Below are 18,893 nucleotides of genomic sequence, written 5' to 3' on the forward strand. Positions count from 1 at the left end.
TTATAAAAAGCGCTAAATTAAGCCACCTCTTCTTGTAGGATGGGCAAAGCGGAGCGTGCCCATCTTCCGAGGGTTTGATGGGCACGTCGCTGCGCTCCTTTGCCCATCCTACGAAAACCAAACGCGATGCGATGGCCACCGGTAGCAGGGCCGCCACTCCCCTCAAATCAGAGCCACCCAATTTAGCCATCACTCCACCCCCAGCTTCTGCAACAGCACCTGCGGCGAAGCAAACAGCATCTCCCCGCTGCTCATCTCCACCGCCACCAGCACCGTATGACCCCGGGTCAGACGCACGCCACTGTCGCGGTCGCGCACTTGGTAATCGATCTTGAGACGGTTTTCGTACTCGGCGACTTCCGCGCGCACCACCACCCACTGCTGGAAGCGCAGCGGTTTCGCGTAGCGGATACGCAGGTCGATCACCGGCCAGGCGTAGCCGGAGTCGCGCATCTGCGGATAGTTGTAGTCCAGTTGGTCCAGCAGCGCGCAGCGGGCGATTTCGAAATACTTGGCGTAGTGACCGTGCCAGGCCACCTCCATCATATCCACATCGTGGAAGGGTACCTGCAGTTCGATTTCCGCGGCCCAGTTTGCCGGCAATTCCCGCTTAGCCATGCTGCTGCCCGTCGTACAGACGCCAGTGGCGCTGCTGTATCAGTTTGACGAAATTGCGCAGGTCGCTCTCCAGTTCGCGGTCCTGCCCCAGCAACGCGAAATTGTCCGCGACCTGCCGGAGACTGGCGCGCAGCGCCGGCGACAGATTTTCTTCCTGTACAACGCCATCACGCAGGCGCAGCTGCACGCCCTGCCAGGCTGTCATCAGCGCCGCGGCGGCCACCTGTTCGGTGAGCTGCAGCACCCGCATACAATCCCGCGCGGCAATGGTGCCCATACTCACCTTGTCCTGGTTGTGGCACTCGGTGGAGCGGGAAAAGACACTCGCCGGCATCGTCTGCTTGAGGGCCTCCGCGGTCCAGGCGCTGGCTCCTATCTGCACCGCCTTGAAGCCGTGGTTGAGGGGCCGGCGCTCACCTTCGGCGCCGGTAAGGTTGGCCGGCAGGCCGTTGTTGAATTTCACATCGACGAGTTGCGCTATCTGGCGGTCGAGCAGATCGGCGAGGTTGGCCACGGCATTTTTCAGGCTGTCCATGGCAAAGGCGATATGACCGCCGTAGAAATGGCCACCATGCAGCACATGTTCGTTTTCGCCGTCGATGATGGGGTTGTCGTTGGCACTGTTCAGTTCGTTCTCGATAAACTGACGCAGCCAGGGCAGCGAATCCTGGACCACGCCAATCACGTGCGGCGCACAGCGCAGCGAGTAGCGATCCTGCAGGCGGCTGCTCTGGCGCGGCGCCTCGCCCACATTCAGGTCGTCGTGAATCCAGCGCGCAATGCGGTTCTGCCCCGGGTGCGGTTTGACCGCAAACAATGCGTTGTCGAAATGATAGGCGTTACCCTGCAGCGCCACGCTCATCAGCGCGGTGATGCGCGCACTCAGCTGGCACAGGTACTCGGCGCGGCGATAAGCCAGGCAGGCGAGGCCGGTCATCGCCGCGGTGCCGTTCATAATCGCCAAGCCCTCCTTGGGGCGCAGTTTCAGCGGCGCTATGCGCAATTCGTCGAAAACCTCCGCGGTGGGTCTCTGCTCGCCCTTGAACCAGACCTTGCGCTCACCGGCCACCACCGCGGCCACATAGGACAGCGGGGTCAGGTCGCCGCTGGCGCCCACCGATCCCTCCTGGGGAATTACCGGAATCACGTCCTGCTGCAGCAGGCGCGCCAGCTGCTGCAGCAATTCGTAACGGACTCCGGAACTGCCGCGGGCGAGACTGGCCAGGCGCGCGGCGACAATCGCGCGGCTCTGCTCCAGGGTGAACACTTCCCCCAGGCCACAGCCGTGAAAGGTGTACAGGTGGCGGGGCAGTTCCTCCACCAGTTCTCCGGGAATATTCACCGTGCAGGAATCGCCGTAACCGGTGGTTACGCCGTAGATCACCCCCTCCTGCTGCCACAGGCGGTCGAGAAACTCCACGCCCCGATTGATTCGCGCGACGAAGCCCTCGTCGTCCGACAGCTGCACCGCGGCGCGTCCGCGCGCGATTGCGTCCACCTGTTCGACGCTCAGTTCGGAGCCGTCGAACAGCACCGGCGTGCGCTGTAACACTGCTGTATTCATCGATTTTGATCCCAGAACGGATAGAAGTTGTACCACTGCAGCGGCGCCAGGCGACAGTAGTGTTCAAGCCGCTGCGCGTAGCTGGCGACCAGCTCGCGAATATGGCCCTCGCGGTTGCCGCGGGCCATGCGCACCTGCTCGCACAGCTGCTCCATATAAATGTCGTAGCCGTCGCGGCTGCGCAGGCAGAACAGGGTGTACACCGGGCACTTGAGCAATGCCGCGAGAATGTAGGGCCCCTGGGGAAAGGGTGCGGGGCGGCCGAGAAATTCCGCGATGCAGGTGCGGCCGACGGAATTGATCGGCGTGCGGTCGCCGACGATTACCACAAACTCGCCGCGCTCCACCGACTCCGACAATTGCATGGCCAACGCCGGGGTCACCTCGGTCACCTGCGTGAGGCGCACCTGGCTCCTGGGGTTGAGCAGCCGCATCATACGGTTGAATTTCTCCGCGTGCTTGGTGTGCACCAATACATTGACCGACACATCCGTCACGCTGCCCAGGGCGCGGCAGACTTCCAGGTTGCCCAGGTGCGAGCCGATCAGTATACCGCCGCGGCCACTCCTGGCCAGCTGGTGAAACGCCCCGCGCTCGGGGAAATTGACCTGGCTCGCCGGAATGCCCACAAACCAGGCTTCGAGTTTCTCCCGCGCGCTGTTGGCAAAATTCAGGAAAATCCGAAAGCCGGTGTACCAGTCTGCTTTAATTTCCGCCTGCGGATATTTCGTGGAAAAAAGCTGCAGGTATTCGCGTATCGCCCGGCGCCCGTTGCGATTTTTCAGGTAATAACAGAGCACTACCGGGTAGACCGCGATTTTGAAGGCGACGGGCCCCAGGCAGTGATGCAGCCAGAACAGGAATTTGATCCCGAGGAAAAATCCCTGCTCGCGGTAGCGCGACCAGTGCACACTGCTCACAGCGCCGCCTCCGGTTTCAACCTGCGCGGCAGGCGTGCCAGCATGCCGAAAAACAGGCGGGTGTGCATAGCGGAGATCAGCATATTGTCCTGCAGGCCGCGGAAGTGGGACACGCCGTCCACCGGATAGCGCACCTGCACCGGCAGCTGTACCAGCTCCCCACAGCGCCAGTGCCAGCGCACCAGTACCTCGGGATCGAAATCCATGCGGTCACCGGTGTACTCGCCGTCGATCAGCGCCACGGTCGCCACCAGCGGATAACAGCGCAGGCCGCACATGGAATCCCGGATTTCCAGCGACAGGGTATTGATCCACACCCACACGTGGGTCAGGTAGCGGCCCAGCAGCCTCGCCAGGGGCACGGAGCGGTCGTACACCGGGTAGCCACAGATCAGCGCGGTGGGGTTCTCCCGGCAGTGGTGCAGAAACTGGGGAATGTCCGCCGGATCGTGCTGGCCGTCCGCATCCACCTGGATACCGTGGGAAAAACCCAGTTCGCGCGCGGCCCGCAGGCCGGTTTTTACCGCGGCACCCTTGCCGCCATTCTCCCCGCGCACCACCAGGTGCAGCCAGTCGCCCTGCTCCCGCGCAAGCCGTTGCAATTCCTCACGGCAGCTATTGTTGCAGCCGTCGTCCACCAGCACGCAGGGCAGCCCGAAGCCGCGCAGGGAATCCAGCGTACCGGCGATGGCGCGCTCGTGGTTGTAGACCGGGATAACGAAACAGGGTTTAACCATGATCGAAACACAATTGTCCGCTGCTGTACTCGCGGGACTCATCCTCTGCACAGCGGAAGCGGAATTTCAGTTTGTTTTTTTCAGGATTGAATTCCAGCTCCAGCTCTACCCGCTCGCCGGGCACCATCAGCTGCTTGAACTTGATCACTTCCATCGAATCGAAGCGGTCGCCGATGCCCAGCAGTTCGCGACCGTAGTGCATTGCCCAATCGATCTGCACCACGCCGGGCACTACTGGGGCGCTGGCAAAGTGCCCGGGGAGGCAGATCAGTTCTGCGGGAACAGTTATCACCATCCGCGCGCGGTTCAACTCCGCTTCGCGGCTTTCGACCCGCGGCAACATCGCCGACGGCGTCGCATCGAAAACTTGCATCAACAATTCTCTCGGGCTCTTGCCCTGCTGATTGGTGGGTATCTCGCGCATGAAGCGCCACAGTCGCGGCAGTGCCACACTCTCCAGGTCCGGCGCAAGATAGCCGCGCAGTGCGCGCACCAGTGCGGATTTGCCCCGCTGCGCCAGTTCGCGCCGGCCCTCTTCACTGAGGACTGCCACTGCGGCCACGCATTCGCGCCCGCGCTTCAGGGTCAGCGCCCGGGCCGCGGCAATCCAATCGCTGCGGCACAGCAGTGTCTCTATCTGTGAAAGCGAGATACGTTTCTCTTCTATTTTTACAATCCGGTCCGCGCGCCCCAGCAAGCGGAAGCCCCGCGCCTCCAGCTGCACCCGGTCCTGCCCGGAGAAGGGTCGGTCCAGCCAGGGGGAATTCACCCGCAGCAGGCTTTCGCCGCTGCAATCGACCTCGACACCGTCCAGCGGATGCCACAGGTCGCCCTCCGCCTGGCGCCGCCAGGCGATGCCACCGGTCTCGGTGCTGCCGTAGATCTCGATCGGCGCCAGGCCGCTGAGCGCTTCTATCTGCTTCGCATCCTCCGCCGCCAGCGGTCCGCCGGAGGAAAAAATTGCGCGCAGCGAAGCCGCCCGTTCCCAGGGCCAGCTTTCGATACGACGGCTCAGTTGCGCGGGACTGGCCACCCAGATCGCCGGGGCCAGCCTCTGCGCGTCCCTCAATAGTGCCGCCACATCCACGTAGGTCTTGCCGACAAAGGCACAGCCGTTCGCCAGCGGCCACAACACTTTGAACAGCAGGCCGTAGATATGCTGGTGGCTCACAGTCGCCAACACCGTGGCGGCGTCGGCCAGCGACCCCCAGTGTCGCTGCTGCGCGGCGATTTCCCGCAGCAGTTGCGTCAGCGTCTTATCCACCCGCTGCGGCTCGCCGCTGCTGCCGGAAGTGAATAGCTGGATAGCGCCGGAAAAACTCTGCGGCAGTCCGCTGTCGGCCGCGGGCATCTCGTCCAGCGTCACAACTCCCTCCGCATCCCACTCCCCAAGCCACAGGTCGACATCCTGCTGCAGCGACTGCACGGTGCTGCGCTTGTTGTTGGCCGGGATAACCACCTGCGAATCACAGGCCAGTGCGGCGAACAGCAGCACGCAGAACTCGTAGCTGTCGCCGCTGTACAGGGCCACCGAAGGTCGGTCGGCATCTCGCGGCAGCCGCTCGCGCAACACATCGCAGGCGCCGGCCAGCGTCCGCTTGAAAGCGCCAAAACTCAGCACGCCCCCGTCGCTGTAGCACAGGGGACTGTCATCGGTGGCGTAACCGAATATCGAATTGAACTGCATCCGCCTACACCTTTTGGATCAGTCTCTGCCGCAGCAACCACTCACCGGCGAACAGCGCTCCCATCAGCCCGTAGGAAATCAGGCCGTTATACAAGGTCCACAGCCGCATATCACCGGCCAATGCGGTGGCCGCCGCGATACCGCCGTTCAGCAGAAAAAAACCGCACCACACCTGGGTCACCCGGCGGGTGTAAGCCACGCCCGCTGGCGGCAGATCGGGTTCGCGCAGCCGCGCCAGGCGCTCGATGATCGTCTGCGGCTGGCGCAGGCTGTAGGCGAATACCGCAAACAAAATGCTGTTGCACAACACCGGATACCACAGCAGGCCCTGTGCATCGCCGCGCAACCAGGCGAAGGCGGCGACGATCAGCATCGCCACTGCCACCAGCCTGGCTCCGGTCTTTGCGCTGCGGCCGCCCAGTGCGAGACGCAAGCCGGCAACCGCCAGCAGCAACAGCAACAGCGAACCCAGCGACAGGTACTGAATGCCGAAATACACCGCAAACGGATAGAGTCCGACAACAACGGCCAGCAACAGCTGTGCGAACCGCGACACTTCTAGGCCTGGCCCATAACCGTCTGGATAGCGGCGACCACGTCGCCCACGGTGCGCACGCTTTTGAACTCTTCCGGGGCGATTTTTTTGCCGGTAAGCTCCTTCAACCGCACGATCAGGTCCACCGCGTCGATGCTGTCGATATCCAGGTCGTCGGACAGGTGTGCCTCGGGGGTTATATCCGCGGCGTCCACTTCAAACATCTCTACCAGAATGTCGGTCAGTTCCGACAGAATCGCTTCTTTACTATTCAACATCTTTGTATCTCTCTCACCCGCGGCGACTGTCCGCAACGAAGTTGGCCAGGTTGCTTACACTGGCGAAATGGGTTTTTGTCGTTTCGCTCTCGGCGTCGATAGTGATGTTGTATTTTTTCTGCAGTGCGAGACCCAGCTCCAGCGCATCGATGGAATCCAGGCCCAGGCCCTCGCCGAATAGAGGCTCCTCCGGCTGGATATCCTCGGGGGAAATATCCTCCAGGTTCAGCACTTCTATGATCAGCCCCTTAAGCTCTTCTACCAATTCGCTCACGCGACACACTCCTCAGTGAAATACTCTTTTAATTGTCTGGTTATTTTTCTGGCGGCCAGCGGCGTTTCCTGGATGCCCTGCAGTTCCAGGACGCTGTCGCCAGTGGCGACCTCGAATTGAAAATGCGGGCGGGACAGCGGAATGCTGTACCAGGGAACATTCTTCATCAGCATTGGCGGGTTGCACCGAATGGTCACCAGTGTGGGAGCCACCCGGGCGCGCAGGGCCATATAGGCGGCACCGCGCTGGAGCCTGAGCCCCCTGCCCGGCACCGAACGGGTGCCCTCGGGAAACAGCACCACCGACTCGCCGCACGCCAGCGACTCCGCAGCCAGCTGGATAATTTTTTCCGGGTCGTCGTTGGGAATATATCCGGCGGTACTCACAACCCAGCGCATAAACGGATTGCGGAACAGGCTCGCCTTGACGATGCAGTTGGTGTTAGGAATGCGCGAAATCAGGAACACCACGTCGATCAGCGACGGGTGATTGGCCAGCACCAGCTGCCCCGGTTGACGCAGCCGCGCTTCGTCGCAAAACCGGTAAGTGTAAATGCCGGTGATATGCATAAATCCGATAAAGGCCCTGAAGGCATGGTGCACCAGCAGGCGCGCCCGGCGCCGGCACACTTCGCTGTCGCGGTAGATCAGTTTGAGCGGCGGGAACACCAGCAGGCCCAGCACCAGGCCGCCGAGCCCGAACAGGCTGAAGGCGGCGGCGGTGGCCAGCAAACGCCCCCAATAGCAATCTCTCCGCAGGTTGGAAATCTTCTCAACCGCCAATGCGCACCTCCCAGCCCTGCCCCAGGGGCACACGACCGCCGCCATCCACCAGCGCCGCAATCAACGGCAGCTGGTATTCGGCGGACTCGAATGCGGATTCCGGCCCGCCGGCGTCGGCCTGCACCATTTCGCAGATTGCGGCCCCCTCTGCGGAGCCAGCGCTCAGATGGAGAGCGGTGGCGCAGATAAACGGCGGGCTCTGCGCGCTGTGCCGGTAGAGTTCCGGCAGCGGCTCTTCGCAGAACAGCAGCACCAGCTCGGGGAGCCCTTCCGCCAGCATCCCCGCCGCCTCCAACAGACCCGCCTGCAATGGCAGATCGCCGCCCGCCAGGGCCAGCGCCGGGGAACGGATACCGCAGAGAATGGAGAGCTGGCCGGCGATGGCATTGTGTACCGACAGGCCAAAAGCGGTGGGGGACAGCGGCTCACCACCGACCACATCCTGCAACAGGGAATAGGTGCGCCGGGCCTCGCCGTGCACCGAACAGCACAGCAGGGGCATATCGCGCCCGGCGAGCAGCGGCTGTGCAGTGGAGAAGGCGGCCTTGGCCAGCGCGCTGAGGCGTCGGCGCTGCATGGCGGGCAGGAATGACACGTCCGGCAGGGCATCGCCGGCCAGGCTCAGCTCGCCTCGCCGCCATCGAACCCAATCGGATTGATCCCCAATTCCCGGTGCCCAGGCCCGCCAGGCAGAGAGTGTGAAATGATTTGGCACCAGCTAATCATGGGACCTGGTCCCACCCCCCAAGAAATCAATATCCGGCGGTCCCTCATACGACAGCCCAGTGGCTCTGATCAGAGCCCGGCCACTTTGGGCTTGCCACCGCACCGGCAAACAAGCCGGAAATGGTACCCAAACTGACCAATTTCCGCCAGCAAATTGACATTTTGTCCTTGACTGGCGTCTCATTTCCTTTCGCCACGCGCTTTTGTTTTCACAGCGCTCTCGTATGATTCGCCCAGCTTCCGTCAACACGGAGGCTCATTCAGGAAAACCAGGGAGATCAAATGATGAAACGCACTTTGGCCTCAGCAACCGCTGTTCTGCTGTTGATTACGCTTAACACCGCCCAGGCACGGGATACCCGGCATATGCTGTCCATCCAGGATGCACTGTCCACTCCCGATGCCAAAGCGAAGCTGGACGGGGATATCCAGCTCCAATTCGGCGCGGCCCCAAAAGGCACTATCACCCAACGCCATGGGGAATTCACCGCCAACAAGAAAACCAACGCTTTCAACAAATCCGATACCGAGGCCTGTCGCTGGGTGTTCCTTTCCGCAATGATCGCACTGCAGGACCGCGCGCGTCGGGAAGGCGGCAACGCGGTGGTCAATATCCGCAGCTACTACAAAAAGAACGAAATAAACAGCCCCACTGAATTCGAATGCGGGGCTGGAGCGGTGATGGCCGGGGTCACCCTAAAAGGGGAAGTGGTCACCCTCAAGTAATGGGCTTTCTACTCAGGCAGATACCGCTCCGCCTGGCACACCGCTTGCTTGAACGTATGGACCCGCCGCGAACAGCGGCGGGTCCTCCGGCCGGCAACCAGCTCGAGCACTCGATGCCATTCTTTATCCACACCTGCCTCTTCCTGCTGCTTTCCGTCCTGCTCACCAGCGCCAATGGCTCTCCTCCGCGGCCGGTGATTTTCGATACGGATATGGCCATCGACGATTGATCTGCACTCCTGTTACTGGCAATGCACGGGGACCTGGAACCGAACGTGGCGGACGAAACCACCCTCGGTGAGCCGCAGCGGCTCAAGACGCCCATTTCGACAAGTTTGATTTTATCTTCAATATCGGTGCGAGTGGAAAATCCGCGAGAGAATGCTTGCGCTGATACGCGCACCCATCGGCAACAACCGCGCGCGGAAACCGTGCGTTGCTGCCGCCGGCAGGCGGAGATCACCCGCCTGCGGGAGAAATTGTTCGCGCAGAACCCGCAGATGGGCAAAGCGCAGCGTGCCCATCGACCGGTCAGTGATGGGCACGTCGCTGCGCTCCTTTGCCCATCCTACGCAGCAACCATTGGAGTCAACATGCAAAGATCCCCCATCACCACCCATATCCTCGACCTGCACCGGGGCGAGCCGGCCGCGGGTATTGCCGTCGATCTCCACCGGGAGGGCGAGCTGCTCACCTCCGCCCGCAGCGACGGCGACGGCCGTATCGATCAGTGGGACAGCCCCCTGGTCCTCGACCCCGGCCGCTGGACCCTGGTTTTTCACCTGGAAGCCTGGTTCGCCGAACAGCAGCGGGACTGCCTCTTTCCACAGGTATCGCTGGCATTCCGCGTCGGTGACTGCGGCGGTCGCTATCACCTGCCGCTACTGCTGAACCAGTACGGCTACACCGCCTATCGGGGGAGCTGAGTGGAACAGACGCTGCTGCGCAGCCGCATCGTTCACTTCCGCGACGACGGGCACGGTTCTCCCGATGCCGCGCTGGAGTATTTCGAAGACGGCGTGATCGGTTTTGCCGGCGGCCACATCACGCTGCTGGAAGACGCACGCGCGGCTCGCGCCCGCGGCCTGGACCTGGCCGCCGCCGAGTACAAGCCAGAGGCGCTGCTGACCTGCGGCTTTATCGACGCCCATGTGCATGCGCCACAGCTGCCAGTGATGGGCAGTTACGGCGAAAAGCTGCTGGACTGGCTGGAGAAATACACCTTTCCCGCAGAGCTGCAGTACGCCGACGAGGAAATCTCCCGGCGGCAGTCGAACTTCTTTATCGACGCCCTGCTGGCCCGCGGCACTACCAGCGCCATGGTATTCACCACAAGCTTCGCGCACTCCGCGGAGCACCTGTTCGAGGCCGCTTATCGCGCGGGCATGCGCCTGGTGGCCGGCAAGGTGCTGATGGACCGCAACGCGCCGGCAGGCCTGTTGGATACGGCGGAGCGCGCCCGACGCGAATCCGCCGCGCTGATCGAAAAGTGGCACAACAAGGGGCGCCTGGGCTACGCCGTCACACCCCGCTTCGCCGGCACCTCCAGCCGGGAGCAATTGGCCGTTGCCGGGCAACTGCTGCGGGACCACCCGGACCTGTGGCTGCAGACGCACTTAAGCGAAAACCCCGAGGAGGTGAAGTGGACCGCGTCCCTCTTTCCCGAGGCCCGCGACTATTTGCATACCTACGAAATGCACGGCCTGCACGGCGGGCGCAGCGTCTACGCCCACTGTATTCATCTCAGCGATTCGGAACTGGAACGCGTGGCCGATGCCGGCGCCGCCGTGGCCTTCTGCCCCTCGTCCAACCTGTTTCTCGGCAGCGGTCTGTTGAAACTGCGAAAGCTGCGCGAGCGCGGCATCCCCGTGGCCCTGGCCACGGACGTGGGCGCCGGCACCAGCCTGTGCCAGCTCCAGAGCATGGGCGATGCCTACAAGGTATGTCAGTTGGGGGGCTACCCGCTGGGAGCCGCCGAAGCTTTTTACATGGCCAGCCTGGGCGCCGCCCGCGCCCTGCACCTGGATCGCCATATCGGCAACCTGGCGCCGGGCAAGGAGGCGGACCTGTTGCTGCTGAACGGCGCCCTCAACCCCCTGCTGCGCGAGCGCCTGCGCCACTGCCGCGATATCCGCGAGGAGCTGTTTATGTACATGACCCTGGCGGACGAGCGCATCGTCGAGCGCACCTATGTGGCCGGCAGACTGGCTTACCGCAATCCGCTGGCGCGGGACATCGCCACGTAGGATCGGCCGCAGGCCCCGACAAGTTTGTCTGGAACAAATTTGGACGCCGAAGGCGCCCGCAGGGTGAGCGCCGGAGATGGCTCGAGTCAACGGTGGGCCTGCGGCCCATTGCGGAGCTGGAGCTCCGCGTTCCCGGGATCGCGGGCATGGACAGATTTTTGCTCCTGCAAAATCTGCATTTCCGCTGGGCGGCACCCCGCCATCCCTGGAGGTCGACGCCCCTATACGGAGATTCGTTCAAAAATAAAACGAAACACTGCTTTCGACTGGCTCTACTTGTCGCTGCGCTGGCTGCACCTTGTCGCCGCCAGTCGAACACAGCGCTGCAGCAGATGCGGCCTCACCGGCCCTCCGCGAAATTGCGCAGTTGTTGGAGGTAATTCTGTTTGGCTTCCGCTGGTAGAAAACTGGCCTCGAAGCCGTTTTGCAGCAGTTGCAGGGCCTGTTCGCGGTTTAAATTCAATTCGCGATACAGGGCGATGAAATTGTCGTTCAGGTAGCCGCCGAAATAGGCGGGGTCGTCGGAGTTGACTGTGACCTTCAGGCCCCGCTGCAACAGTTGCAGGATATTGTGTTGTTTCATTTCGGAAAAAACGCGCAGACGCACATTGGAAAACGGGCAGACGGTCAGCGGAATTTGCCGCTCGCGCAGCTCTTCCACCAGCGATTCGTCCTCCACACAGCGCACACCGTGGTCGATACGCTCCACCTGCAAGTCCTCCAGCGCCGAACGGATATAAGCCGGCGGCCCCTCCTCGCCGGCGTGGGCGGTCAGGCGGTAGCCGCGCTCCCGCGCGCGGCGGTAGAGTTCGGTAAATTTTTGCGGCGGATTGCCCTTCTCCCCGCTGGCCAGGCCTACGGCGACGAAGTCGTCGCGGTAGGCTTCCGCCAAATCCAGCACGTGCAGCGCATCCGCCTCCGGCATATGGCGCAGGAAGCTCAAGATCATCAGCGCGGACTGGCCCCACTGACTGTGGGCATCGGCGATTGCGCGTTTGAAGCCGGCCATAAATACCGGGAATTCAATACCGTTGGGTAAATAGATTTGCGGTTCGATCATTATTTCCGTGTGGACGATATTGTTTTCCCGGCAGCGCTGGAGATAGTCCATCATCAGATGGTAAAAATCCTCCTCGTCGCGCAGCACCGAGGCGCCCAAATAGTAGAGGTCAAGAAAGCTCTGCAGGTTTTCGAACTGATAGGCGGCTTCCACTTCCTCAAGAGTCTGGAAGGACAATGGCACATGTGTTTTTTCCGCCAGAGACAGCAGGCGACGGGCCTCCAGGGTGCCGTCCAGGTGGAGGTGCAATTCTGATTTGGGGGCGGCTTTCAGCCAGTCTTCGAAGTTTTTCTGTTCGCTCATCATCCTTACTCGCTTTTTTCTCAGGCTTCTACAGGGCGCTATTGTATTGGTCCATGGCGGCGGGGATGGCGTCGGTTTGGATTTTGACGCCATTCAAATTCAATAGTGCTCCAGGTGAGAGTCCGCAGTACCGCATTCCCGCATTCCCGCATTCCCGCGCGCGGATTTTTCCCCGTCCACTTCATTTGGAATATAGACCCCGGCAGTCCATGCGGTGGCGCGCAATGCTTTTTAGACGCGCTCGCCGACCGCAAATGCGTGGGGCGGCCATCCGCCAGTATTTCAAGGGCAACAACCAAATAGATCAAGAATGACTTATTCGGTTGTCGGGTTAATAAGTTTCACACAGCGCCAGGCCGTCGCTGCGCGGATCGGTGGCGCACTCTACGCGGCCGGCGGCGTCGATATGGATAGCGCCGGCGTGACCCATTATTTCGCTGTGCTCCGGCACTACAGAAATTTCGTGTCCCAGCGCTTCCAGTTCGGGGCCGATGCGCCGGTACAAGTTCTCTTCCAGTTTCAGGTCGGTGGAAGACTCGCCCCAGGTACGCCCCAGCAGCCAGCGTCCGTCGGCGACGGACTCGGCCAGCGGCCTGCCTTCATAGAAGCAACGCGCAAACAGCGCCGCCTGGGTCTGCGGCTGGCCCTCGCCGCCCATGGTGCCGTAGGCGACGCGCGCGCCGTCGGCGAACTGCGCCATGGCCGGGTTCAATGTGTGGAAGGGTTTCTTGCCCGGCGCTGCACAGTTGCGCGACGCCGGATCGCGGGAGAAGCCCAGGCCGCGGTTGTTCCACACCAGCCCCAGGCATGGCAGCACCAGGCCGGAGCCGAATTCCCAGTAGATGCTCTGGATAAAACTCACCAAAGTGCCGTCTTTATCCAGTGCGCCCATCCACACGGTGTCGCCGGGTTCCGCCTCTTTGCCCCAGGGCAACGCCCGGTCCGCGCGGATATTCCCCGCCAGTTCGCGGATATGGTCCGGCTGCAATAATTCGGACCAGCGTTCGCTCAGGCAACGCGGGTCCGCCACCTCCCGGTCGCGCACCAGGAAGGCCTGTTTGGTGGCCTCGATCAGGTGGTGCACCCGCTGCACCTCCTCCCAGTGGGATTGATACAGCTGGTCGTAGATGGCCAGGATCAGCAGCGAGGCGATCCCTTGGGTGGGCGGGCCCAGGTTGAACAGCTGCGCCTGTGAAGTCTGTATATTGAGGGGCGACTGCCATTGCGCGCGGTACCTGCGGAAATCTCCCAGGCGCAACGGGCTGCCCGCCACCTCCAGTGCCAGGGCCATCTCCTCCGCCAGGGAGCCTCGGTAGAAGCTGTCCAGCCCCTCCGCCGCCAGGCGCTGGAAAAGCCGGCCCAGACGCGGGTTGCGCAGCCCCTCGCCCGCTTGCGGCATTCGCCCGTCCGGGTAATAGAGTTTCCGGATATCCGTGCAGCCCTCGCCCGCCAGTTTGCGCAGCGCCGCCCGCAGGCTGGCGGTGACTTCTATGCCTTCCTCGCAGCCGCGCCGCGCTTCGGCGAACAGAATTTCCAGCGGTAACGGCTCGGCAAATTCCGAAGTAGTTTCCCGCGCCGCCTGCCAGCCGGCTACCGTGCCCGCCATGGTCAGGGCCGCGCCGGCGCCGCGGCTCGGCGGTGCCGTTTCCGGTTCCAGGGCCATAGCTGCGCAGCCGGCGGCGTCGATGGCGACCGGCTGCGCATCTTTGCGCTGGATCAGCCAGAAGCCGTCGCCGCCCAGGCTGTTCATATGCGGGTAATGCACGGCGATGGCCGCGGCGGCGGCGATCATCGCGTCCACGGCCGAGCCGCCGCGGCGGAGTATCGCCATGCCTGCTTCGGTAGCCTTGAAGTGGGGGGCGGTGAAGGCGATTTGGGTCATTAAGTTAATTTATTGAGCGTGGAATGGTGTCTTTATAGCTGTCCCAGTTAGCCAGCAACTCGTCGATCACCACCGAGCCGACACTGTAGGCGGATTCCAGTGAGGCCTGCAGGCCGGGGTAGCCCTCGTTGTCCTTGAGCAGGTTTTCCACCGCGGTCATCCCGGGAGGCGGCGTGGTGTAGTTGCTGGCGGTGCGCAGCACCATCAGGCGCTGCACATCCGCGCGCCCGGTTTTGCTCAGCCACAGCAGCGACTGGTAGGTGCCGGTATCCTCCATGGCCGAGGAGACAAACTGGCCCTCGCCGTCGGTCCAGTAGTCCACCCAGCGGTTGGCCCAGTCGTTCATCAGGTCGCCGTGCCAGTAGGTCATGGCCGCCAGGTTGTCCCCCTTCAGCACGAACGGCTCGCGCTGCGCCGCAGGGGTTCCGGTGTAGAGCGCGCGCACGGGCTCCATGCCGGGGAAATCCTGCAGCTTCATATCCTTGGTGAGCCCGTAGGCCCAGTCGCTCAGGGATTTATTCAGCGCGAAGACTTCGCCGCTGGGTTCCGGGCGTTTGTCCATGGGGCCCTTGCTGTCGCGGGCGAAATAACCGAACGGCCAGTCCTCGGGAATTTCCCGCGGGTCGATTTCGTGGGCCAGGTCGCCGTCCACCACGTAGTCGGCCCAGGCGGCGGAGCCGATGGAGGCGTCTGCCGGGTCGAAGCCGGAGATACCCGCCACCAGCCAATAGGCCTTGCTCAGGTCAAAGCGCGGGTCCATACCCAGGGCCATTACCGAGGCGGCGGACTTGGCGGTGCCTATGCCGGTGACCATGCCGAGGATCTGCGATTCCGCGTTGTAGTGCAGGTCGTGATGGCCGTGAAAGGGCAGTACCTGGTCCAGCTTGCGGCGCTCATTCCACAACTGGAATTCGCCAGCGGTATCGCCGCTGTCCTCGCCGATTTCGAACATGGTGACTACCACTACTTTTACCGGTAGCGGAGTTTCTTTTTTTGTTAGCGGAGCTATGGCTTCGCGCTCGGCGTTGCAGGCGAGCAGGCCGAGGGTGAGAAAGACAATTGATATTTTTTTCAGCATTGTTAAATTCCTATTTTTGTAGGATGGGCAAAGCTCGCGCAGCGAGTGTGCCCATCATTCCGGTAGGTTATGATGGGCACGTCGCTTCGCTCCTTTGCCCATCCTACGGGAGTTTCCCTGCTCCGAATCGTTCGCCTGCAAGCAGGCTCCTGATATGGATTGACCTGTCAACTATTGGCACTGCATTTTCCGTTGTTCCTCTCTGTCAGTGGCTTCGGGTCAGGACATGAAAGGCTGTTTGCGACGGTGGATCATTCTGATATGCGTGGGTTGGTTACCGACCTGACTTCACTTCGTCGCGGAGCTGCCTTTCTCTACTGTCGTGGGTCACCCTCCGGGCTCGAAGGGCGCCACATAGGAGCCTCTAGGGTTCTCCTCACCGGCCTCCCATGCCCTGACCCGAAGCCACTGACAACAGTTCATGCCACAACCTTGCTGCCGTGCGGCTTGCCGGCTACTTCACAGGCGATCGCCCAGATAAAACCCGCCAGCTCGCGGGCTATCGCTGTGACGACCACGTTCTTCAATTTGCCGGCCTGCAGCAGCTTCTGGTAACGCCCACACAAGCGCTTCTGGCTCTCCCAAGCTATGGCCTGCACCCGGTCTGAGGTCTTCTCGGCCCGCCGCTGGATACAGCGTGTCTTGCGCGCCGGGTAGCGGTAGCTGTGCGCTGATTCCACCAGTACCCGCCGCACGTGGCCGTTGCCCGTGCGGGTGATGCCGCCCTGGCGACGACTCTCCCCGCTGGAGTGTTCGCTGGGTACCACGCCAAGATAGGCCATCAGTTCCCGTGGGGAGTCGAAGCGGGTGATGTCTCCCAGCTCCGCCAGGATCGTCATCGCGGTAACCACGTCGACACCACGCAGGGCCATCAGGCCTTCCGCCACCGGCTGCAATGTCCAACCTTGCAGCGCCTCGCGCATGACCTTCTCCAGGTCTTCTACCCGCTGCTGAGCCGCACTGACCGCATCGACGTACTCCTGCAAGACGATCTGCTGGACGGGACTGTCAAACTTCACTTCCTCCAGCCAGCGCCAATGGGCCTGGGTCCAGCGGCTCTTCCCCTGGTAAACCTTACCGTGCCGGAGCAGGAAGGCGCCCAGTCGCTGGCGGGATTTCAGCTCTATCGCCTTCATGTCCTCCCGCGCGCGGGTCAGATCGCGCATGGCTTCCTGTTCCTGGTCCGGAACCCACACCGGGGTCAGCTCTCCAGCCCTGTGCAGGCGCGCCAGCATCTGGGCATCCCGGCGATCCGTCTTTAGCCGCTCCCCCGGCTTGCGGGGGATCAGCGATGGCGCTACCACGTCGCACTCATGGCCCCGGTTGGTCAGCTCGCGATACAGCCCGTAGCCGGTGGGGCCCGCTTCATAACAGACGTTCAGTACCTCACCATTGGGGCTCAAGCGCTTGAGCAGCTTGCGGATAGAGGTGCTGTCGTGCGCAATTTCTCCCAAGTACTCCGGGTTGTCCCGACCTTCCCGGGCCACCGCAACCGCAATACTGTTCTTATGAACATCCAAACCGACGTAGATATTGTTAAACTCTTGCATGACCTGCCCCCTCGATGTGGCTCTGTGTTTAGGGTTTTTTCCCAACCTCCAAACATAACCCACGATGTCGAGGCTGGGCAGGTCAATCCATGATGTCTACAGGGAGCGCAATCAACCTCGGCGGTTTTGTGCCTGGCGCTGGGGATCTTCGGCGTACTTCATCCAGCGAGTCGCGGAGGTTGCAACCTTGTGCACCCTGCAATTGCAAATTTTTTCAGTTCAGTGCGCAGAGCTCATAGTGCGCACAGATAAACCCCCGCGGCACGGGGACTTCCCCCTGCGTCCAGAAATGTCCCCGTTGCGCCCGGCGCTCGAAAGCGGCGACGCGGCGCTCGAACTTATCCACCAGCTCTCCTCGGGTCTCCTCGTCGGCAAAGCTGTAAGCCAGGGAGTTGCGGCCGAGCAGCACCAATTCCTCCCAGGAGAGGTTGAACTCCTTCACCGCCACAAAAAATTCATCGGTCATGATGGAATCCCACATGCCGCGGTCATCGGTGGACAGGGCCACCGGCACGCCGGTACGCAGGTATTCGGGAAAGGGGTGCTCGCCGTAGTCGTTCACGTATTCCAGCAGCAGGTTGCTGATCAGGTTGATCTCCACCAGGTAGGGCCCATGGCGCATGGCCAGCAGGGTGTCGGGATCATCGATCAGGTTGATACCGTGACCGATGCGGTCGGCGCCCAGCAGCAATGTGTCGCGCACATGGCGGTTGGGCTCGTCCACCTCGCCGGCATGGATGGACAGCTTCACCCCGGGATACTGCCGGCGCAGTTTGCGCAGTGTCGGCAGGAAGCGCAGCGGGTAACCCTTATCGTTGTCCTCGCGGCCGACCATATTCACCGCCACCCAGAGATCGCTGTTGTTGTGCACGAAGCGGTAGAGGGTACCGAGAATCTCTTCCGCCCGCGGGTGGAAGCGCAGTAGCGAACTCTGGAAGCGCACCGTCACGCCGGTCTTCCGCGCGTCCGCGCGACGGATTCGCTCGCGGTAGATGGCCGCCACCTCGTCGGGGCTGAAGGCTCCGCCGTCCGCGCGCAGGAATCCGTGCACGCCCACCTGGGGTTCGAAGTACAGCAGGCCCTCTTCGCCAAAATACTTCATATTCAGGTAGATCAGTTCGGCGATGATATAGGGATTCTTGTACAGCTCGTTCAGGCGCTGCCAGTGGGTCTGGAAAAATTCATCGCGGCCCTCGTGGGGCTTGTCCAGACGGATGCTGTTCTGCCAGCCCAGCCGCTCTTCGCTGCTCAGTTCCGCCAGCGATTTGTATTCGCGTTTTTCGCAGTCGGGGAGTTTGTCGTAGGTGGCGGAAAGGATATTCTGGAACAGCAGCAGGTAGGGCTGCGCGGAAAATTCATTGGTGCCATAGTCACGGCAGTTTTCGATCCGCACCTTGGTGTAGTAGCGGTAGCCCCGCTCTTCCTGCTGCAGCGCCAGCCGGTACCACCACTCGGAGAAGCCGGCCCCGGAAATATGATTGTGCAGATCCCCGCCCTTGGGCATGGCGTACAGGAAACGGTAGAGTTCCGCGTCACTGGCGTCGCGCTTGAACACTTCGAACCAGTTGTCATCCGCGATCGCCGCACCAGAAAAAAGCATGACACACAGAAAACGACCTATAAATTTGCACCGCATCGGATTTTTCTCCCTATGTCGATCATCGCACTTTATCCATGTCACAACCGCCGTACCAAGTCGCAATCGGTATGCCAACCCCAGGCCGAATGGACAGCTTTTTGCATCGGGTATTAATCCGCAACGGAGGATAAACACAATCATGACCGACCACTACCCCCGCGACCCGCTGGGCTACGGTGCGGAGCCAAAGCAGGGGGATACCCGGGCGGCCAGTGTACAAACTGCGCACACACACCCACAATAAGTACGCAGACCGCGAGCAGCGGGCCGATCCATAGGGTGGATAAG

General features: G+C 62.0%; 19 protein-coding genes. 3 read left to right on the top strand and 16 right to left on the bottom strand.

Translation table 11 applies throughout. From position 1 onward, the window contains the following. Window positions 1-189: 189 nt before the first annotated feature. The 10 genes from PP263_RS15025 to PP263_RS15070 are packed head-to-tail and all read right to left on the bottom strand — an operon-like array spanning window position 190 to window position 8,110. Window positions 190-618, bottom strand: a complete 429-nt coding sequence (locus PP263_RS15025) for a thioesterase family protein (RefSeq protein ID WP_308364447.1) — start codon at window positions 616-618, stop codon at window positions 190-192. Further along, window positions 611-2,182: an aromatic amino acid ammonia-lyase gene (locus tag PP263_RS15030; RefSeq protein WP_308364448.1), complete on the bottom strand. Its 1,572-nt coding sequence runs from the start codon at window positions 2,180-2,182 to the stop codon at window positions 611-613. Before PP263_RS15030 ends, PP263_RS15025 begins: the two co-directional genes overlap by 8 nt. Continuing rightward, the gene (locus PP263_RS15035) at window positions 2,179-3,102 is read right to left on the bottom strand and encodes a hypothetical protein (RefSeq protein ID WP_308364450.1); all 924 of its coding nucleotides are present in this window, start codon (window positions 3,100-3,102) and stop codon (window positions 2,179-2,181) included. Before PP263_RS15035 ends, PP263_RS15030 begins: the two co-directional genes overlap by 4 nt. Continuing rightward, window positions 3,099-3,839: a glycosyltransferase family 2 protein gene (locus PP263_RS15040; protein ID WP_308364452.1), complete on the bottom strand. Its 741-nt coding sequence runs from the start codon at window positions 3,837-3,839 to the stop codon at window positions 3,099-3,101. The genes PP263_RS15035 and PP263_RS15040 overlap by 4 nt, the downstream gene beginning before the upstream one ends. Beyond that, complete coding sequence (locus PP263_RS15045) at window positions 3,832-5,526, bottom strand: AMP-binding protein (RefSeq protein ID WP_308364453.1); 1,695 nt, start codon at window positions 5,524-5,526, stop codon at window positions 3,832-3,834. Before PP263_RS15045 ends, PP263_RS15040 begins: the two co-directional genes overlap by 8 nt. A 4-nt stretch (window positions 5,527-5,530) precedes the next feature. Next, window positions 5,531-6,082 carry a hypothetical protein gene (locus PP263_RS15050; protein ID WP_308364454.1) on the bottom strand — a complete coding sequence of 184 codons (552 nt, stop codon included), beginning with the start codon at window positions 6,080-6,082 and terminating at the stop codon, window positions 5,531-5,533. A gap of 2 nt (window positions 6,083-6,084) precedes the next feature. Then, on the bottom strand, window positions 6,085-6,339 hold the full coding sequence (locus PP263_RS15055; protein WP_308364455.1) for an acyl carrier protein: 255 nt from the start codon (window positions 6,337-6,339) through the stop codon (window positions 6,085-6,087). Window positions 6,340-6,352: 13 nt separating this feature from the next. Next, the gene (locus tag PP263_RS15060; protein ID WP_183462536.1) at window positions 6,353-6,613 is read right to left on the bottom strand and encodes a phosphopantetheine-binding protein; all 261 of its coding nucleotides are present in this window, start codon (window positions 6,611-6,613) and stop codon (window positions 6,353-6,355) included. Continuing rightward, window positions 6,610-7,395, bottom strand: a complete 786-nt coding sequence (locus tag PP263_RS15065; protein ID WP_308364456.1) for a lysophospholipid acyltransferase family protein — start codon at window positions 7,393-7,395, stop codon at window positions 6,610-6,612. The genes PP263_RS15060 and PP263_RS15065 overlap by 4 nt, the downstream gene beginning before the upstream one ends. Beyond that, window positions 7,385-8,110 (bottom strand): beta-ketoacyl synthase chain length factor, encoded by a 726-nt coding sequence (locus PP263_RS15070; RefSeq protein ID WP_308364457.1) that lies wholly within the window; start codon window positions 8,108-8,110, stop codon window positions 7,385-7,387. The genes PP263_RS15065 and PP263_RS15070 overlap by 11 nt, the downstream gene beginning before the upstream one ends. 293 nt (window positions 8,111-8,403) lie before the next feature. Between PP263_RS15070 and PP263_RS15075 the strand changes: the two genes are divergently transcribed. Continuing rightward, window positions 8,404-8,847, top strand: coding sequence for an excinuclease ATPase subunit (locus tag PP263_RS15075; RefSeq protein WP_308364458.1), 444 nt, complete (start codon window positions 8,404-8,406; stop codon window positions 8,845-8,847). Window positions 8,848-9,194: 347 nt separating this feature from the next. On the opposite strand, the gene PP263_RS15080 is transcribed toward PP263_RS15075, so the two are convergent. Beyond that, window positions 9,195-9,392 (bottom strand): hypothetical protein, encoded by a 198-nt coding sequence (locus tag PP263_RS15080; protein WP_308364459.1) that lies wholly within the window; start codon window positions 9,390-9,392, stop codon window positions 9,195-9,197. Between the two features lie 48 nt (window positions 9,393-9,440). Between PP263_RS15080 and uraH the strand changes: the two genes are divergently transcribed. Together uraH and guaD are read left to right on the top strand one after the other, a co-directional pair. Continuing rightward, complete coding sequence (gene uraH / locus PP263_RS15085; RefSeq protein ID WP_308364460.1) at window positions 9,441-9,773, top strand: hydroxyisourate hydrolase; 333 nt, start codon at window positions 9,441-9,443, stop codon at window positions 9,771-9,773. Continuing rightward, the gene (gene guaD, locus PP263_RS15090; protein WP_308364461.1) at window positions 9,774-11,093 is read left to right on the top strand and encodes a guanine deaminase; all 1,320 of its coding nucleotides are present in this window, start codon (window positions 9,774-9,776) and stop codon (window positions 11,091-11,093) included. It begins immediately after the preceding gene. Between the two features lie 340 nt (window positions 11,094-11,433). Here the strand turns inward: guaD and PP263_RS15095 are convergent, their stop codons facing one another. The 5 genes from PP263_RS15095 to PP263_RS15115 all read right to left on the bottom strand — a co-directional run bounded on the left by PP263_RS15095 (window position 11,434) and on the right by PP263_RS15115 (window position 18,602). Beyond that, window positions 11,434-12,456, bottom strand: coding sequence for an adenosine deaminase (locus PP263_RS15095; RefSeq protein WP_308364462.1), 1,023 nt, complete (start codon window positions 12,454-12,456; stop codon window positions 11,434-11,436). A 331-nt stretch (window positions 12,457-12,787) separates the two neighbouring features. After that, window positions 12,788-14,338: a gamma-glutamyltransferase gene (locus PP263_RS15100; protein WP_308364463.1), complete on the bottom strand. Its 1,551-nt coding sequence runs from the start codon at window positions 14,336-14,338 to the stop codon at window positions 12,788-12,790. 4 nt (window positions 14,339-14,342) lie between these two features. After that, entirely contained in the window at window positions 14,343-15,416 is a 1,074-nt protein-coding gene (locus PP263_RS15105; RefSeq protein WP_308364464.1) for a purine nucleoside permease, read from the bottom strand. A 419-nt stretch (window positions 15,417-15,835) separates the two neighbouring features. Then, window positions 15,836-16,966, bottom strand: a complete 1,131-nt coding sequence (locus PP263_RS15110; protein WP_308364465.1) for an IS110 family transposase — start codon at window positions 16,964-16,966, stop codon at window positions 15,836-15,838. A 214-nt stretch (window positions 16,967-17,180) separates the two neighbouring features. Then, complete coding sequence (locus PP263_RS15115) at window positions 17,181-18,602, bottom strand: adenosine deaminase (RefSeq protein ID WP_308364467.1); 1,422 nt, start codon at window positions 18,600-18,602, stop codon at window positions 17,181-17,183. Window positions 18,603-18,893: the final 291 nt, after the last annotated feature.

Origin of the sequence: Microbulbifer sp. TB1203, assembly GCF_030997045.1 — a bacterium.
Taxonomy (GTDB): Bacteria; Pseudomonadota; Gammaproteobacteria; order Pseudomonadales; family Cellvibrionaceae; genus Microbulbifer.

What these genes read in the sequence shown, in the direction of transcription:
- PP263_RS15025 (WP_308364447.1), bottom strand. Translation starts at nt 618, where the DNA reads ATGGCTAAGCGGGAATTGCCGGCAAACTGGGCCGCGGAAATCGAACTG.
- PP263_RS15030 (WP_308364448.1), bottom strand. Translation starts at nt 2,182, where the DNA reads ATGAATACAGCAGTGTTACAGCGCACGCCGGTGCTGTTCGACGGCTCC.
- PP263_RS15040 (WP_308364452.1), bottom strand. Translation starts at nt 3,839, where the DNA reads ATGGTTAAACCCTGTTTCGTTATCCCGGTCTACAACCACGAGCGCGCC.
- PP263_RS15045 (WP_308364453.1), bottom strand. Translation starts at nt 5,526, where the DNA reads ATGCAGTTCAATTCGATATTCGGTTACGCCACCGATGACAGTCCCCTG.
- PP263_RS15055 (WP_308364455.1), bottom strand. Translation starts at nt 6,339, where the DNA reads ATGTTGAATAGTAAAGAAGCGATTCTGTCGGAACTGACCGACATTCTG.
- PP263_RS15075 (WP_308364458.1), top strand. Translation starts at nt 8,404, where the DNA reads ATGATGAAACGCACTTTGGCCTCAGCAACCGCTGTTCTGCTGTTGATT.
- uraH (WP_308364460.1), top strand. Translation starts at nt 9,441, where the DNA reads ATGCAAAGATCCCCCATCACCACCCATATCCTCGACCTGCACCGGGGC.
- PP263_RS15095 (WP_308364462.1), bottom strand. Translation starts at nt 12,456, where the DNA reads ATGAGCGAACAGAAAAACTTCGAAGACTGGCTGAAAGCCGCCCCCAAA.
- PP263_RS15100 (WP_308364463.1), bottom strand. Translation starts at nt 14,338, where the DNA reads ATGACCCAAATCGCCTTCACCGCCCCCCACTTCAAGGCTACCGAAGCA.
- PP263_RS15105 (WP_308364464.1), bottom strand. Translation starts at nt 15,416, where the DNA reads ATGCTGAAAAAAATATCAATTGTCTTTCTCACCCTCGGCCTGCTCGCC.
- PP263_RS15110 (WP_308364465.1), bottom strand. Translation starts at nt 16,966, where the DNA reads ATGCAAGAGTTTAACAATATCTACGTCGGTTTGGATGTTCATAAGAAC.
- PP263_RS15115 (WP_308364467.1), bottom strand. Translation starts at nt 18,602, where the DNA reads ATGCGGTGCAAATTTATAGGTCGTTTTCTGTGTGTCATGCTTTTTTCT.